Source organism: Sphaerotilus uruguayifluvii, from assembly GCF_013294065.1.
Lineage (GTDB): Bacteria > Pseudomonadota > Gammaproteobacteria > Burkholderiales > Burkholderiaceae_C > Sphaerotilus > Sphaerotilus uruguayifluvii.
Genome location: NZ_JABSNM010000004.1, coordinates 264,422 through 280,603, shown reverse-complemented (window position 1 = coordinate 280,603; position 16,182 = coordinate 264,422). Strand labels below are relative to the sequence as shown.

Genomic DNA, 16,182 nt, shown 5'->3' with positions numbered 1-16,182 from the left:
AAAGACCATGGGGAAGCACAAGAAAGCCGCGCCGCCTGTCCGACCGACCGGCAGCACGGCGGCGAGTCCTGCATCAGCAACGCGCCCCAGTGGCTTGCTGAACAAGCTGTTTGCGACGCGGGAGCAGACCGCGCCGTTGTTGCCGGAGGCACCGCCTGACACGGCATGGGACGAGACGCAGATCCGCACCTGGGCGGCGTCCTTGTCGATGCCGGAGCATGAGCAATTCGCTGCCTGGGTCGAGCAGTTCGCTTCCTGGGGAACTCGTCTCAAGGATGCACACGACCGCAGCGTCAGCGCGGGGCGTGCGCTGGAGGCCGAGCGGGAGACGCTGCAAGGTCGCCTGTCCGAGGAGTCGGCCCGTCTGGCTGCTGATCGGGCGGCATTCGACATCGAGCAAGCGCAACAGCGACAGGATCGGGCGGAGCTTGAAACGGCTCGCCTTGCGCTGGCTGGCGAGCGCGAGACCCTGGACGAGCAGCGGCTGGCGGTGGTGCGGCAGCAGGAGGCGCTGACACGTCAGGCGGCCGAGCTGCGCGGGCAGATCGTGCTGGAGCGGGAGGCGTCGTTGCAGACGCTGCGCCAGCAGGTCGAGGAACTGGAGCAGCGCCGCGACCGCCTGCCTGCCGAGATCGTCCAGCACCGCGCCGTCTTGCTGGACCGTGCGCGTGAAGATGTCGAGGCGCTCAAGGCGGGTGTGCAGGCGCAGGAGGCGGTGCTGCACGAGCGTGAGCTGCAGATCAACGCGCATGAGCTGGCGCTGGAGACCCGTGACCGGAAACTGGCGATGAACGAGGAACTGCTGCGTGTCCGGCGCGGCTCGCTCACCGAAGAGATCCGAGAGGAATGCCAGCGCGAGCTTGATGAGGCGCTGCGACAGTCGCAGCGGCTTCAATCCCGGCTCGACAAGGCTCATGAGCATGCGGATCGGCTGCAGCAGGAACTTGATGAGTTCGGCGAACTGCGTGATCGGATCGGCGACGATCCGCAGCGCCTTTTCGACGAGCTCGACGCGCTGCGCCAGCGCAACCGTGACCTGGACCGGCAGGTGCAGGAACTGCTGGCTGGAGGCGCCGAGGAGGACGCCAGCCAGTTGCGTCTGCAGCGAGATGACCTGCAGCAGAGGCTGACACAGGCCGAGCAGGAACTGTTCGACTTGCGCCGTCGCCAGTCCGAGTGGCAGCGCAGCGTCACCGAGCGCGAGGACTGGCAGAAGACCCGCAAGGTGCTGGAAACGAACCGTGCCTTGCTGCAAGGGGCCGTCAGCCAGTTGCAGCAGGATGTCGATGACCTCCTCAACCGCCAGCAGCAGAAGACGGTCTTCCCCGAGCTGACGCGCATGGACGCCGAGCTGACCGTGCGGGTCCATACCGATCCGGTGCCGGACAAGCTGAGCCAGCTGGTCGATGAACTGCAATGCCGCATCGCCCACGCCGAGAAGGGCAAGCAGCTCTACTTCCGCAAGGAGGAACTGCAGCTCTTCCTTGGCGGCTTGGCGATGAGCCAGCTGCATGTCTTCCAGGGCATCAGCGGCACCGGCAAGACCAGTCTGGCCACCGCCTTTGCCAAGGCGGTCGGTGGCGTCTGCACGACAGTGCCGGTCCAGGCCGGCTGGCGTGACCGCGCCGACCTGATCGGGCACTACAACGCCTTCGAGAAGCGTTACTACGAGCGCAACACGCTGCAGGCGCTGTACCGGGCACAGACCGAAGCCGACAGCGATCGACTGCACATCGTGCTGCTCGATGAAATGAACCTGTCGCGCCCCGAGCAGTATTTCGCCGAGTTCCTGTCGGCGATGGAAATGGGTGAATCGGATCGCTGGATCAACCTGATGGAGTCTGGACCGGCTCAGGGCGGACCGAAGCACTTGCGCGATGGTCGCGACATCAAGCTGACGCCCAACGTGTGGTTCATCGGCACCGCCAATCACGACGAGACGACGAACGCCTTTGCGGACAAGACGCATGACCGGGCGTTCGTGCTGGAGCTGCCGCGACAAGAGAGGCCGGAGTCTGGCCTGCGTCGGCTGAAGCCCGTGACCTGGAGCCATCAGAGTCTGGTGGATCGGTTTGACGTGGTTTGCAGGGAATTGACGCCTCAGATCGTGGACTTGATGGCATTCATCAACGACAGCGAACTCACCCGACTCCTGGCTGGCACGTTCGGCCTTGGCTGGGGCAACCGGCTGGAGCGCCAGATGATGCGGTTCGTGCCCGTCGTGATCGATGCAGGGGGGAGCGAGGCCTTGGCCGTTGACCACCTCCTGTCGAGTCGGATGTTCCGCGATGGCAAGGTGATTGGACGGCACGACGTCGGGACGGATGACCTGCGGCAGGTCGAAGAGGCTTTGCTGAAGATGTGGGAAGACTGCGAGCTTGACGGTGAGCCGATCCGCTGTCTGACACCGTTGCGCCGGGATATTCAGCGTCTGGAGCGTGGCGGATGAGGGTGTTCGATCGCTTCACGGGCGCTGAAACCGATTTGCCCTCGCAGGTCGAGCCCGGTCGATACCGGTTGCTGGTGGCCGCCCGCCTGAATCGGTCGATCGACCTCCAAGCCGGTGAGGTGCTGTGGAGCGATGGAAGCGCCCGGTGCCTGTTGTCTTCCGGTGCGACAGAGGAGGAGTCTCTCCACGATTTCTTGCAGTCTCCGCCTGAGTCCGATGGTCAGGTACCGGACTCACTGATCGACGAGGCGATCAAGGCGGTGGCGAAGCAGTGGCGCGAGTGGCAGGCGGGTGCTGCCGACCAGCCCTTGCTCTCTCCCGTGATGCCCGCGCAGCTCGGGCATCTGGCCGAGATGAATCGGCTCGAAATTCAGTTGGAGAAAACGCTCATCGCCGGACATCTGCAGACCATCGCCCAGCGCCCCCGCATGGACATGCGCTACGACACCGAGCTCGTGCCGGTGTCCCGGGCGCGGAGGGTGGCCTTGGGTGCCCAGGTGCGGCTCGCGGCGCATTCCGAAGACTGGGCGCGACGCGAGATCACGGGCGTGGTGCCGTCACGGCTGCTGGCCGAGGTCAGCGATGATGAACTGGCGATCTACGAGAACCGGGTGTTCGCCCACCTGCTCGATCGACTCGCGCAGTTGCTGCGGCACCGCATTCGTGAACTCTCGGCACTGTTGGCCAAGCGCGAGGAAGCCGCGAGCCTGAGCAATGCTGAGCGCCTCGACTACCGGCTGCGCGAAGCCTTGTGCCGCCTCTGGGGGCAGGCGTTCGATGCCGATGAAACCCAGTCTGCGCAGCAGGTGCTGCAGACACTCCAGCGCCAGCTTGGCAAGGTCCTGCAGATGCAGCGCAGTCCTGTGGCGCAGGTGGCATCGCTGGGATTCACGGGGCTGACGCTGCGCAGCACCAACATCCTGCGGCACGATCCGCACTACCGGCATCTGCGCCCGCTGTGGCAACTGGCCCATGCCGATCTCGATCAGGTGGCCCGCACGCCTGCCGAGCGTTTCGAGCAGTCACGCAAGGCGGGTGAAGAGCACAGCGAGCAGGTGGGCTTGCTGATCCGGCATGCGCTGGACGCGATCCGCCGACACCATCCCAGACCGTTGACCCTGAACCGAGACGGGCTGGATTGGCTGGTCGAGGCGAGCCTTCCAGGGGTGTCCATGCCGCGTCTGCGGTTCGTGCCGGCTCGGCGAGGAAAACAGCCATGGTGCCTTGCGCCAGGGAGCATCGCAGGCGAGGAGCGGCACGTCGTGTTCAGCCATGCCGATGAGGGCAAGGCGGAGCAACCGGGCGCCGATGCCGTGCTCAACCCGCTGCAGTTCTACGGAGTCGAGCGGGTGCAGCAGGTCATCGAGCACTGGCTGATGCGGCATCTGCTGGCGGGCTATCCGTTCGTGGTCCGCAATGTCCCCAAAGCCTTGCGGTCAAGCGGCAATGACCGGGTGATGGATCGCCCCTTGGTGGCTGGAGCCGAGCGGGATGAGGTCTTGCAGGCGATCAATGCAGGCTCATGCAATGAGCAGACCCGGCATGCGCTGCAGCAGGCGATCGAGCGTCTGGCACTGCTGGACCGCTGCCGTGTCTGTGGAGCGGAATCGACCGCCTGGGAGGTGTCGCACATGGCGTTCAAGGCAACGTGCCATGGCTGCAAGAACGAGGTGACTTGGCAGAAGCGGAACGGCTCTGCGGCGTATCGCTCTGGGGAAACAGGTCGTCCGTTCGAGGATGTCGGGCACCTCGCTATGTGTTGGTGAGAGGTCGTCTCACCGGGCGCTGTGCTTGGCTCAGGTCACCCGCATCCGCGCCGCCCGCCACAGCAGCCGCGGCGCATCCCACGCCCCGATCCGCGGCCGCGCCGCCAGCGTGCCGCAGCGCATCGCCTCGATCTTGTCGAGGATGCGCAGGCCGCCCTGCACGACCAGCCGCAGCTCCCAGCCGGTGCGTCCGGGCAGCCGCGTGGCCAGCGGCGCGCCGTCGAGCATCAGCCGGCGCGCCCAGGCCACCTCGTCGGCGACGAGGGCGCGGGTGGCCTCGGTGTCGCGCTGCGCCATCAGCGCCTCGACCGTGACGTGGTAGCGCGCGCAGTCGGCCAGCGGGACGTAGAGGCGGTCGCGCGGCAGGTCGCGGCTGAGGTCCTGCCAGAAGTTGATGAGCTGCAGCGCCGTGCAGATCGCGTCCGACTGGGTGAGCGAGGCGTCGTCGCGCACGCCGTACAGGTGCAGCAGCAGCCGCCCGACCGGGTTGGCCGAGCGCTCGCAGTAGCGCAGCAGCTCGCCGCGGTCGGCATAGCGGCTCTGGTGCAGGTCCTGCTCGAAGGCGTCGAGCAGCGCTTCGAGCAGCGGCAGCGGCAGATGGTGGCGCCGGAAGACCGGCATCAGCGGCCGGAAGACCGCGCCCCAGCGCGGCGAGGGATCCTGGCCGTGCGCGACGCGGCGCAGGTCCTCGCGGTAGGCGGCCAGATCGGTGGCGCGCTGCTCGGGCGTGGCGTCGCCCTCGTCGGCGAGGTCGTCGGCGGTGCGCGCGAAGCCGTAGATCGCGATGACCGCCGGGCGCAGCGCCGGCGGGCACAGCACCGAGGCGACGGGAAAGTTCTCGTAGTGGTCGACGGACATGCCTGAGGGGGCGCAAGGGCGTGGAGGCCCGATTATCTCCGCGGGCCTGCGCGCGGTTTGACACCGCTCGGCGTGCTCTCCTACATTACTGACCAGTCAGTCAGTTCAGAATCCCCCGCTTCCATCCGCCTTCCCCGGAGCCTGCGCATGTCCTCTCGCCCCTTCGTCCTTCCCGGTGGCCGGCCGGCCGTCCTGTCGAGTCTCGTGCTGGGTCTGGCGCTGGGTCTGTCCGGCTGCGCGAAGAAGGAAAGCGCGCCCGAGCCGGTCAAGGCGGTGCGCACGCTGAAGGTCGAGAGCGGCAGCGTCGCGGCGGTGCAGGAGTTCTCCGGCGAGGTGAAGGCGCGCACCGAGACGCGGCTGTCCTTCCGCGTCGGCGGCAAGCTGGTGCGCCGCGAGGTCGACCTGGGCGACACGGTCCGGCCGGGCCAGCTGATCGCGCAGCTCGATCCGGCGGACCTGAAGCTGGGGCAGGAGGCGGCGGCCGCCGCGCTGCGCGCCGCGCAGGTGCAGGCCGAGCAGACCGGCGCGGACCTGAAGCGCTATCGCGAGCTGCATGCGCAGGGTTTCATCGGCGATGCCGAGCTGGAGCGGCGCGAGACCGCGCTGAAGGCCGCGCAGGCCACGCTCGACCAGGCGCGCGCGCAGGCCGGCGTGCAGGGCAACCAGGCGCAGTACACCCGGCTGGTGGCGGAAGGCGCGGGCGTGGTCACCGCGGTCGAGGCCGAGCCGGGCGCGGTGGTGGCCGCGGGCACGCCGATCGTGCGTGTCGCGCTGGACGGGCCGCGTGACGTGGTCTTCAGCGTGCCGGAGGACCGGGTCGCCGAGCTGCGCGCGCTGATGGACCGCGCCGGCGCGCTGCAGGTGAGGCTGTGGGGCGGCGACGGCGAGACGCTGCCGGCGACGCTGCGCGAGCTGGCCGCCGCGGCCGACGCGAGCACGCGCACCTTCGTGGCCAAGGCCGACGTCGGCACCGCCGCGCTGCGCCTGGGCCGCACCGCGACGGTCGCGATGGAGCGGCCGCGCCGCGACGGCCAGATCCGCCTGCCGCTGGCGGCGGTGGCCGAGCAGGGCGGTCGCAGCGTCGTCTGGGTGCTCGATGCGCAGGCGATGACGGTGCGGCCGCAGCCGGTGCGCGTCAGCGGCGCCGACGGCAACCAGGTGCTGGTGGCAGAGGGCCTGCAGCCCGGGCAGGAGGTGGTGGGCGCGGGCGTGCATGTGCTGACGCCGGGCCAGAAGGTGCGCCGCTATGTCGAGCCGGCGCGGGCCGCCTCGCGCTGACCGCCGACTGATCGCCGACGCCGCAGCGAAAGGCCCCCCATGAAGGTCCACACCCACGACATCGTCCGCCATTCCGGCTTCAACATCTCGCGCTGGGCGCTCGAGCATCCGGCGCTGACGCGCTACCTGATGATCGTGCTGATGGCGCTCGGCGTGGCCGCGTACTTCCAGCTCGGCCAGGACGAGGATCCGCCGTTCACCTTCCGCGCCATGGTCGTGCAGGCCTACTGGCCGGGCGCCACCGCGCAGCAGATGGCCGACCAGGTGACGGACAAGATCGAGAAGACGCTGCAGGAGGTGCCGCACGCCGACATCATCCGCTCGTACACCAAGCCGGGCGAGTCGGTGACCATCTTCCAGATCAAGGACGACTCGCCGCCGAAGGAGGTCCAGCAGACCTGGTACCAGACGCGCAAGAAGATCGGCGACATGCGCGCGACGCTGCCCGCCGGCGTGCTGGGGCCCTTCTTCAACGACGAGTTCGGCGATGTCTACGGCTCGATCTTCGCGCTGTCGGCCGACGGCTTCAGCCGCGAGGAGCTGCGCGAGTTCGCCGACCGCACCCGCTCGGAGCTGCTGCAGGTCAAGGACGTCGCCAAGGTGGAGGTCTTCGGCGCGCAGGCCGAGAAGGTGTTCATCGAGCTCTCCGGCCAGCGTCTGGCCCAGCTCGGCCTGGACCTGAACGCGGTGATCGCGCAGATCGGCGCGCAGAACGCGGTCGAGAACGCCGGCGTGCTCGACGCGGGCAGCCAGAACCTGCAGGTGCGCGTGGGCGGCCAGTTCGGATCGATCGAGGCGCTGCGCCAGCTGCCGCTGCGCGTGGTCAACCCGGCCACCGGCGTGGCCAGCATGACCCGGCTGGGCGAGGTCGCCACCATCCGGCGCGACTACATCGATCCGCCGGCGGTCAAGGTGCGCCACCAGGGCCGCGAGGTGATCGCGCTGGGCGTGTCGATGGCCAAGGGCGGCGACATCATCGCGCTGGGCCAGGCGCTGCAGGAGCGCGTCGGGCGCATCCGCCAGGACCTGCCCGCCGGCATCGAGCTGGCGCAGGTGCAGGACCAGCCGGTGGCCGTCGAGCGCTCGGTGGGCGAGTTCGTGCATGTGCTGGTCGAGGCCATCGTCGTGGTGCTGGCGGTGAGCTTCATCAGCCTGGGCCTGCACACGCGGCCGCTGCGCATCGACATCTGGCCCGGCCTGGTGGTGGCCATCACCATCCCGCTGGTGCTGTCGATCACCTTCGTGACGATGTACTACTGGGGCGTCGGGCTGCACAAGATCTCGCTGGGCTCGCTGATCATCGCGCTGGGCCTGCTGGTCGACGACGCGATCATCGCCGTCGAGATGATGGTCAGAAAGCTCGAGGAGGGCCACGACCGCCTCTACGCCGCGACCTACGCCTACGACGCCACCTCGATGCCGATGCTCACCGGCACGCTGATCACCGCGGTGGGCTTCCTGCCGATCGGCCTGGCGCAGTCGACGGTGGGCGAGTACACCTTCGCGATCTTCGCCGTCACCTCGGCGGCGCTGCTGATCTCGTGGGTGGTGTCGGTGTATTTCGTGCCCTATCTGGGCGCGCGGCTGCTGAAGGTGCGCCCGCATGCCGAGGGCCAGGCGCACGAGCTGTTCGACACGCCGTTCTACGCGCGCTTTCGCCGGCTGGTGGGCTGGTGCGTGGACCACCGCTGGATCACGATCGGGCTGACCGTCGGCGTGTTCGTGCTCGGCCTGGCCGGCATGGGCCGGGTGCAGCAGCAGTTCTTCCCGGACTCGAGCCGGCCGGAGATCCTGGTCGACCTCTGGCTGCCCGAGGGCTCGACGATCCGCGAGAGCGACCGGCTGGTCGAGCGGCTGCAGGCGCGCCTGAAGGGCGAGGCCGGCGTCGAGAGCGTGACCAGCTGGGTCGGCTCGGGCGTGCCGCGCTTCTACCTGCCGCTGGACCAGATCTTCCCGCAGACCAACGTCAGCCAGACCATCGTGCTGCCGAAGGACCTGGCCTCGCGCGAGGCGCTGCGCCGGCGCCTGCCCGAGATCCTGGCGGCCGAGTTCCCGGAGGCACGCGGCCGCGTCAAGCTGCTGCCCAACGGGCCGCCGGTGCCCTATCCGGTGCAGTTCCGCGTCGTCGGCGACGATCCGCAGATCGTGCGCGAATGGGGCGACAAGGCGCGCGCGGTGCTGCAGGCGAGCCCGCACCTCATCGGGGTCAACGACAACTGGAACGAGAAGGTCAAGGTGCTGCGCCTGGAGATCGACCAGGACAAGGCGCGGGCGCTGGGCGTCTCGAGCCAGTCGATCGCGCAGGCCACGCGCATGCTGCTCAGCGGCACGCCGGTGGGCCAGTACCGCGAGGGCGACAAGCTGATCGACATCGTCATGCGCCAGCCGCTGTCCGAGCGCGACGCGATCACCGACCTGGGCAACGCCTATGTGCCGACCACCTCGGGCCGTCCGGTGCCGCTGGTGCAGATCGCGCGCATCGGCCATGTCTGGGAGCCGGGCGTGATGTGGCGCGAGGGCCGCAAGTACGCGGTGACCGTGCAGGGCGACGTGCCCGACGGCATGCAGGGCGCCACCGTGACGGCCGAGATCTGGCCGGCGCTGGACAAGCTGCGCGCCGACCTGCCGCCGGGCTACGACATCCAAGTCGCCGGCGCGGTGGCCGAGAGCAGCAAGGGCCAGGGCTCGATCGCCAAGGGCGTGCCGGTCATGCTCTTCCTGACCTTCACGCTGCTGATGCTGCAGCTGCAGAGCTTCAAGCGCGCGATGCTGGTCTTCCTGACCGGCCCGATGGGCATCGCCGGCGTGGCCGGCGCGCTGCTGCTGCTCGACCGGCCCTTCGGCTTCGTCGCGCTGCTGGGCGTGATCGCGCTGATGGGCATGATCCAGCGCAACTCGGTGATCCTGATCGACCAGATCGAGCAGGACCGCGAGGCCGGCGCGAACGACCGCGACGCGGTGATCGAGTCGGCGGTGCGGCGCTTCCGCCCGATCGTGCTGACCGCCGCCGCCGCGGTGCTGGCGATGATCCCGCTGTCGCGCAGCGTCTTCTGGGGCCCGATGGCGGTGGCGATCATGGGCGGCCTGGTCGTGGCGACGGCGCTGACGCTGCTGGCGCTGCCGGCGATGTATGCCGCCTGGTTCCGCGTCGGACGGGGCGACGCGCGACTCGGCTAGAATGTCGCGCTTTCCGGGAAATCCGGTGCAGGCCGCGCGGGTGGCGAAATTGGTAGACGCACCAGGTTTAGGTCCTGACGCCTTCACGGGCGTGCCGGTTCGAGTCCGGCCCCGCGCACCACATGCAGACGTCTTCCGGTTTCCTGCGCCGGACGTCCCTCCTGAATTCAAGCAACTGTAGAGCTTCAGAACATGGCTGTTACCGTGGAGACCCTCGACAAGCTCGAGCGCCGCATCACCCTGACCCTGTCGGCAGAGGAGATCAGGAACGAGGTCGAGACCCGCCTGAAGAAACTGGCCCGCACGGTCAAGGCCGACGGCTTCCGCCCGGGCAAGGTGCCGATGAACGTCGTGGCGCAGCGCTACGGCTACTCGGTCCAGTACGAGGTGATGAACGACAAGGTCGGCGCCGCCTTCGCGCAGGCCGCCGGCGAGGCCCAGGTCCGCGTGGCCGGCGCGCCGCGCATCTCCGAGAAGGAAGGCACGACCGACGGCCAGGTCCAGTTCGACGCGGTCTTCGAGGTCTATCCGGACGTCGTCGTCGGCGATCTGGCCGAAGTCGAGATCGAGCGCGCCAGCGCCGAGGTCGATGACGCCGCGATCGACCGCACGCTCGAGATCCTGCGCAAGCAGCGCCGCACCTTCACCGAGCGCGCCGCCGGCGAGGAAGCCACCGACGGCGACCGCGTCACCATCGACTTCGACGGCTCGATCGACGGCGAGCGCTTCGAGGGCGGCAAGGCCGAGGACTTCCAGTTCCTGCTCGGCGAAGGCCGCATGCTGGAAGCCTTCGAGAAGGCCGTGCGCGGCATGAAGGCGGGCGAGTCCAAGACCTTCCCGCTGAAGTTCCCCGACGACTACCACGGCTCGGACGTGGCGGGCAAGGAAGCCGACTTCCTGGTCACGCTGAAGAAGATCGAGCAGCAGAACCTGCCGGTCGTCGATGACGCGTTCGCCGAGTCGCTGGGCATCTCCGAAGGCGGCGTCGAGGGCCTGCGCGCCGACATCCGCAAGAACCTCGAGCGCGAGGTCAAGTTCCGCATCGCCGCCCGCAACAAGCAGGCCGTCATGGACGCCATCGAGAAGGCCGTCTCCTTCGACCTGCCCAAGGCACTGGTCGATGCGGAAGTCGAGCGCCTGGTGGCCAATGCCCGCGCCGACCTGAAGCAGCGCGGCATCAAGGACGCCGACAAGGCCCCGATCCCGGCCGAGATGTTCACCGCGCAGGCCGAGCGCCGCGTGCGCCTGGGCCTGTCGCTGGCCGAGCTGGTGCGCGCGAACTCGCTGTCGGCCACGCCGGAGCAGCTGCGCGCCCACATCGAGGAGATGGCGCAGAGCTACGAGCGTCCGCAGGACGTCATCGCCTGGTACATGGGCGACCAGCAGCGCATGGCCGAGGTCGAGGCGGTGGTCATCGAGGCCAACGTCACCGACTTCGTGCTGGGCAAGGCCAAGGTCACCGACAAGGCCCTGGCCTTCGACGAGCTGATGGGCGCCTGAGACGCGCCTGAAGCCGACGTTTTTCGTCGGTGAAACGATCACAAGGGGCGCCTAAGGCGCCCCTTGTCACATGATCGGCACACCCGTTCCGGGTGTTGAATAACGCAAACCCCCATAATCGGGTTCGTCGCGATCGTCGCGGCCCCTCCCGGCTGGCGATGCATCGTGCGAGACAAGGTGAATTCATCAAGGGTCCGCAATGAGCGCAATCGACACGCAGAATCTGGGCATGGTGCCCATCGTCATCGAACAGTCCGGACGCGGCGAGCGCTCCTATGACATCTACTCGCGCCTGCTGCGCGAGCGGGTGATCTTCCTGGTCGGCCCGGTCAACGACCAGACCGCCAACCTCGTCGTCGCCCAGCTGCTGTTCCTCGAGAGCGAGAACCCCGACAAGGACATCTCGCTCTACATCAACTCGCCCGGCGGCAGCGTCTCGGCCGGCATGTCGATCTTCGACACGATGCAGTTCATCAAGCCGCAGGTCTCGACGCTGTGCATGGGCATGGCCGCCAGCATGGGCGCCTTCCTGCTGTCGGCGGGCGCGCCGGGCAAGCGCTTCGCGCTGCCGAACTCGAAGATCATGATCCACCAGCCGCTCGGCGGCGCGCAGGGTCAGGCCACCGACATCGAGATCCATGCCCGCGAGATCCTGAAGACGCGCGAGCAGCTCAACCGCATCCTCGCCGAGCGCACCGGCCAGCCGCTCGAGAAGATCCAGAACGACACCGAGCGCGACTACTACATGTCCGCCGCCGAGGCGCAGACCTACGGCCTGATCGACCAGGTCATCAGCAAGCGCGCCTGATACCTTCGCGGCAGGCATTTCCTTTTCTTCGACTCGAGGCCGCATCCCATGCCCGACAAAAAAGGCTCCCCCGGCGAAAAGACGCTGTACTGCTCGTTCTGCGGCAAGAGCCAGCACGAGGTCAAGAAGCTGATCGCCGGTCCGTCGGTGTTCATCTGCGACGAGTGCATCGAACTGTGCAACGACATCATCCGCGACGAGGCCCCGGGAGCCGACGCGCCGGCCGGCACCAAGGCCGGTCGTGACGACCTGCCGGTGCCCGCCGAGATCAAGTCGATCCTCGACCAGTACGTGATCGGCCAGGATCAGGCCAAGCGCACGCTGTCGGTGGCGGTCTACAACCACTACAAGCGCCTGAAGCACATGGGCGGCAAGACGAAGTCCGACGACGTCGAGCTGACCAAGAGCAACATCCTGCTGATCGGCCCGACCGGCTCGGGCAAGACGCTGCTGGCGCAGACGCTGGCGCGCCTGCTCAACGTGCCCTTCGTGATCGCCGATGCCACGACGCTCACCGAGGCCGGCTACGTCGGCGAGGACGTCGAGAACATCATCCAGAAGCTGCTGCAGAACTGCAACTACGAGGTCGAGCGGGCGCAGCGCGGCATCGTCTACATCGACGAGATCGACAAGATCAGCCGCAAGGCCGACAACCCGTCGATCACGCGCGACGTCTCCGGCGAGGGCGTGCAGCAGGCGCTGCTCAAGCTCGTCGAGGGCACGATGGCGTCGGTGCCGCCGCAGGGCGGACGCAAGCACCCGAACCAGGACTTCCTGCAGATCGACACGACCAACATCCTGTTCATCTGCGGCGGCGCGTTCGACGGCCTCGAGAAGGTCATCGCCAACCGCTCCGAGAAGTCGGGCATCGGCTTCGGCGCCTCGGTCAAGAGCAAGCAGGAGCGCAGCATCACCGACGTCTTCCGCCAGATCGAGCCCGAGGACCTGGTCAAGTTCGGCCTGATTCCCGAGCTGGTCGGCCGCCTGCCGGTGATCGCCACGCTGGGCGAGCTGACCGAGGACGCGCTGGTGCAGATCCTGACCGAGCCGAAGAACGCGCTGGTCAAGCAGTACCAGAAGCTGTTCGGCATGGACGGCGTCGAGCTGGAAGTGCGCTCGTCGGCGCTGTCGGCGATCTCGCGCAAGGCCCTCAAGCGCAAGACCGGCGCGCGCGGCCTGCGCTCGATCATGGAGCAGGCGCTGATGGACACGATGTTCGATCTGCCGACCTTCGACGGCGTCGCCAAGGTCGTCGTCGACGAGCACACCATCGAGGACGGCACCAAGCCGCTGCTCGTCTATCGCGAGCAGGCCAAGGCCAGCGCCTGAGTGGTCCCCCCGCCGGTGCGCAGGCGGCCTGAACGCCCTTGCAAACCGGCGCCGCGGTCCCAGATGGGACTGCAGAAAGAGAGGTTCTGATGTCAGGCCATCCCATCCTTCCCTCCGACCCCATCACGCTGCCGCTGCTGCCGCTGCGCGATGTCGTGGTCTTTCCGCACATGGTCATCCCGCTGTTCGTGGGGCGGCCGAAGTCGATCAAGGCGCTCGAGGCGGCGATGGAAGCCGGCCGCCAGATCATGCTGGTGGCCCAGAAGGCTGCCGGCAAGGACGAGCCCAAGCCCGACGACATGTTCGAGACCGGCTGCGTCTCCAGCATCCTGCAGATGCTGAAGCTGCCCGACGGCACCGTGAAGGTGCTGGTCGAGGGCCTGCAGCGCGCCACCACCGTCTCGATCGACGACGGCGGCGAGCACTTCACCGCGGTGGTGACGCCGGTGCCGGTGCCCGATGTCGGCACGCCCGAGATCGAGGCGCTGCGCCGCGCGGTCACCCAGCAGTTCGACCAGTACGTCAAGCTCAACAAGAAGATCCCGCCGGAGATCCTGACCTCGATCGCCGGCATCGACGACGCAGGCCGGCTGGCCGACACCATCGCCGCGCACCTGCCGCTCAAGCTCGAGAACAAGCAGCTCGTGCTCGACATGGTGCCGGTCGACAAGCGCCTCGAGAAGCTGCTCGAGCTGCTTGAGCACGAGGTCGACATCCTCCAGGTCGAGAAGCGCATCCGCGGCCGCGTCAAGCGCCAGATGGAGAAGAGCCAGCGCGAGTACTACCTCAACGAGCAGGTCAAGGCCATCCAGAAGGAGCTCGGCGAGGGCGAGGAGGGCGCCGATCTCGAGGAGCTCGAGAAGAAGATCGCCGCCGCGCGCATGTCGAAGGAGGCGCGCAAGAAGGCCGAGAGCGAGCTCAAGAAGCTCAAGCTGATGTCGCCGATGTCGGCCGAGGCCACCGTCGTGCGCAACTTCATCGACACGCTGGTCAACCTGCCGTGGGCGAAGAAGAGCAAGGTCAAGCACGACCTGCCGCTGGCCGAGGAGGTGCTCGACGAGGACCACTTCGGTCTCGACAAGGTCAAGGAACGCATCCTCGAGTACCTCGCGGTGCAGCAGCGCGTCGACAAGGTCAAGGCGCCGATCCTGTGCCTGGTCGGCCCCCCGGGCGTGGGCAAGACCTCGCTGGGGCAGTCGGTGGCGCGTGCCACCGGCCGCAAGTTCGTCCGCATGGCGCTGGGCGGCGTGCGCGACGAGGCCGAGATCCGCGGCCACCGCCGCACCTACATCGGCTCGATGCCGGGCAAGGTGCTGCAGTCGCTGACCAAGGTCGGCGTGCGCAATCCGCTGTTCCTGCTCGACGAGATCGACAAGCTGGGCATGGACTTCCGCGGCGACCCGTCGTCGGCGCTGCTCGAGGTGCTGGATCCGGAGCAGAACCACACCTTCTCCGACCACTACGTCGAGGTCGACTTCGACCTGTCGGACGTGATGTTCATCGCGACCTCGAACTCGATGAACATTCCGCCGGCCCTGCTCGACCGCATGGAGGTGATCCGCCTGTCGGGCTACACCGAGGACGAGAAGGTCTCGATCGCCCAGCGCTACCTGCTGCCCAAGCAGCGCGAGAACAACGGCGTCAAGGACAGCGAGATGGAGGTCACCGAGGACGCCATCCGCGCGGTGATCCGCTACTACACCCGCGAAGCCGGCGTGCGTTCGCTCGAGCGCGAGGTCTCCAAGATCTGCCGCAAGGTGGTCAAGGGCCTGTCGCTGAAGAAGTACGAGGGTCAGGTCGTCGTGACGGCCGAGAACCTCAACGACTTCCTGGGCGTGCGCAAGTACAGCTACGGCGAGGCCGAGAAGGAGAACCAGGTCGGCCAGGTCAACGGACTGGCCTGGACCGAGGTGGGTGGCGACCTGCTGACCATCGAGGCCGCGGTGATGAACGGCAAGGGCGGCATCCTGCGCACCGGCTCGCTCGGTGACGTGATGAAGGAGTCGGTCGAGGCCGCGCGCACCGTGGTGCGCAGCCGTGCCGCTCGCCTGGGCATCAAGGACGAGCTGTTCGAGAAGCGCGACATCCACATCCACGTGCCCGACGGCGCCACGCCCAAGGACGGCCCGAGCGCGGGCGCGGCGATGGCCACCGTCTTCGTGTCGGCGCTCACCGGCATTCCGGTGCGGGCCGATGTGGCGATGACCGGCGAGATCACGCTGCGCGGCGAAGTCACCGAGATCGGCGGCCTGAAGGAGAAGCTGCTCGCGGCCCACCGCGGCGGCATCAAGACGGTGCTGATTCCCGAGGACAACGCCAAGGACCTCCAGGACATCCCGGAAAACGTCAAGAGCCAGCTCGAGATCATTCCGGTGAAGTGGTTCGACCGTGTTCTCGAGGTCGCGCTCGAGCGCCTGCCCGAGCCGCTGCCCGAGGAAGAGGTCAAGGCCGAAGCTCCGAAGGCCGAGCCGACCGTGGCGCCCGTCATCGAGGGTGCGACGAAGCACTGAAAAAAAACGGCCAAAACGCTTGCGCGTCGAGAAAATAGTGTTCTATACTTACGTTCTCGACGCAGCGCAGACAACCAAATCAGCGCAGCAAGTGTCGGAAGCAAAGCGGGAATAGCTCAGTTGGTAGAGCGCAACCTTGCCAAGGTTGAGGTCGCGAGTTCGAGCCTCGTTTCCCGCTCCAGATCCTGATGTCGGTGGCGCGGTAGCAAAGCGGTTATGCAGCGGATTGCAAATCCGTCCAGGGCGGTTCGACTCCGCCCCGCGCCTCCAGAGTCGATGCGGGAATAGCTCAGTTGGTAGAGCGCAACCTTGCCAAGGTTGAGGTCGCGAGTTCGAGCCTCGTTTCCCGCTCCAGAATTTCGTCTGGTGTCAGAAGATGAAGAATCAAGGTTCTCGCTTCGGGCCCGGGTGGTGAAATTGGTAGACACTGCGGACTTAAAATCCGCCGCCTCGAAAGGGGCGTACGGGTTCGATTCCCGTCCCGGGCACCAGTTTCGACAAGTCATT

9 protein-coding genes and 5 tRNA genes are annotated in these 16,182 nt (G+C 67.5%); 13 read left to right on the top strand and 1 reads right to left on the bottom strand.

The genetic code is table 11. The features are described 5' to 3' along the window. Nucleotides 1–7: 7 nt before the first annotated feature. On the top strand, nt 8–2,449 hold the full coding sequence (locus HNQ01_RS06800) for an AAA family ATPase (RefSeq protein WP_286180535.1): 2,442 nt from the start codon (nt 8–10) through the stop codon (nt 2,447–2,449). Beyond that, complete coding sequence (locus tag HNQ01_RS06795) at nt 2,446–4,215, top strand: hypothetical protein (RefSeq protein WP_173804592.1); 1,770 nt, start codon at nt 2,446–2,448, stop codon at nt 4,213–4,215. Before HNQ01_RS06800 ends, HNQ01_RS06795 begins: the two co-directional genes overlap by 4 nt. A gap of 30 nt (nt 4,216–4,245) precedes the next feature. Here HNQ01_RS06795 and hpnC read toward each other — a convergent pair whose 3' ends face one another. Next, nucleotides 4,246–5,073, bottom strand: a complete 828-nt coding sequence (gene hpnC, locus HNQ01_RS06790; RefSeq protein ID WP_173804591.1) for a squalene synthase HpnC — start codon at nt 5,071–5,073, stop codon at nt 4,246–4,248. Nucleotides 5,074–5,220: 147 nt separating this feature from the next. On the opposite strand from hpnC, the gene HNQ01_RS06785 reads away from it, so the two are divergent. From HNQ01_RS06785 to HNQ01_RS06735, 11 genes are all read left to right on the top strand, one after another. Continuing rightward, nucleotides 5,221–6,351: an efflux RND transporter periplasmic adaptor subunit gene (locus tag HNQ01_RS06785; RefSeq protein ID WP_173804590.1), complete on the top strand. Its 1,131-nt coding sequence runs from the start codon at nt 5,221–5,223 to the stop codon at nt 6,349–6,351. Nucleotides 6,352–6,390: 39 nt separating this feature from the next. Continuing rightward, on the top strand, nt 6,391–9,528 hold the full coding sequence (locus tag HNQ01_RS06780; protein ID WP_173804589.1) for an efflux RND transporter permease subunit: 3,138 nt from the start codon (nt 6,391–6,393) through the stop codon (nt 9,526–9,528). 34 nt (nt 9,529–9,562) lie between these two features. Then, nucleotides 9,563–9,649, top strand: a tRNA-Leu gene (locus HNQ01_RS06775). A 71-nt stretch (nt 9,650–9,720) separates the two neighbouring features. After that, on the top strand, nt 9,721–11,028 hold the full coding sequence (tig, locus tag HNQ01_RS06770) for a trigger factor (protein WP_173804588.1): 1,308 nt from the start codon (nt 9,721–9,723) through the stop codon (nt 11,026–11,028). Between the two features lie 199 nt (nt 11,029–11,227). Next, a complete protein-coding gene (gene clpP / locus HNQ01_RS06765) occupies nt 11,228–11,836 on the top strand; it encodes an ATP-dependent Clp endopeptidase proteolytic subunit ClpP (RefSeq protein ID WP_286180534.1) in 609 nt (202 codons plus the stop codon). A gap of 48 nt (nt 11,837–11,884) precedes the next feature. Then, a complete protein-coding gene (clpX, locus tag HNQ01_RS06760) occupies nt 11,885–13,165 on the top strand; it encodes an ATP-dependent Clp protease ATP-binding subunit ClpX (protein WP_173804587.1) in 1,281 nt (426 codons plus the stop codon). A gap of 89 nt (nt 13,166–13,254) precedes the next feature. Further along, nucleotides 13,255–15,675 (top strand): endopeptidase La, encoded by a 2,421-nt coding sequence (gene lon, locus HNQ01_RS06755; RefSeq protein ID WP_173804586.1) that lies wholly within the window; start codon nt 13,255–13,257, stop codon nt 15,673–15,675. A gap of 105 nt (nt 15,676–15,780) precedes the next feature. Continuing rightward, nucleotides 15,781–15,856 (top strand) — tRNA-Gly (locus HNQ01_RS06750). Nucleotides 15,857–15,871: 15 nt separating this feature from the next. Then, nucleotides 15,872–15,945: transfer RNA gene (locus tag HNQ01_RS06745), tRNA-Cys, on the top strand. Nucleotides 15,946–15,953: 8 nt separating this feature from the next. Then, a tRNA-Gly gene (locus tag HNQ01_RS06740) sits at nt 15,954–16,029 on the top strand. Between the two features lie 48 nt (nt 16,030–16,077). Continuing rightward, a tRNA-Leu gene (locus HNQ01_RS06735) sits at nt 16,078–16,166 on the top strand. The last annotated feature ends 16 nt before the right edge of the window (nt 16,167–16,182 follow it).

Excerpts from the sequence above, each read along its gene's own strand:
- HNQ01_RS06800 (WP_286180535.1), top strand. The coding sequence starts at position 8 with ATGGGGAAGCACAAGAAAGCCGCGCCGCCTGTCCGACCGACCGGCAGC.
- HNQ01_RS06795 (WP_173804592.1), top strand. The coding sequence starts at position 2,446 with ATGAGGGTGTTCGATCGCTTCACGGGCGCTGAAACCGATTTGCCCTCG.
- hpnC (WP_173804591.1), bottom strand. The coding sequence starts at position 5,073 with ATGTCCGTCGACCACTACGAGAACTTTCCCGTCGCCTCGGTGCTGTGC.
- HNQ01_RS06785 (WP_173804590.1), top strand. The coding sequence starts at position 5,221 with ATGTCCTCTCGCCCCTTCGTCCTTCCCGGTGGCCGGCCGGCCGTCCTG.
- HNQ01_RS06780 (WP_173804589.1), top strand. The coding sequence starts at position 6,391 with ATGAAGGTCCACACCCACGACATCGTCCGCCATTCCGGCTTCAACATC.
- tig (WP_173804588.1), top strand. The coding sequence starts at position 9,721 with ATGGCTGTTACCGTGGAGACCCTCGACAAGCTCGAGCGCCGCATCACC.
- clpP (WP_286180534.1), top strand. The coding sequence starts at position 11,228 with ATGAGCGCAATCGACACGCAGAATCTGGGCATGGTGCCCATCGTCATC.
- clpX (WP_173804587.1), top strand. The coding sequence starts at position 11,885 with ATGCCCGACAAAAAAGGCTCCCCCGGCGAAAAGACGCTGTACTGCTCG.
- lon (WP_173804586.1), top strand. The coding sequence starts at position 13,255 with ATGTCAGGCCATCCCATCCTTCCCTCCGACCCCATCACGCTGCCGCTG.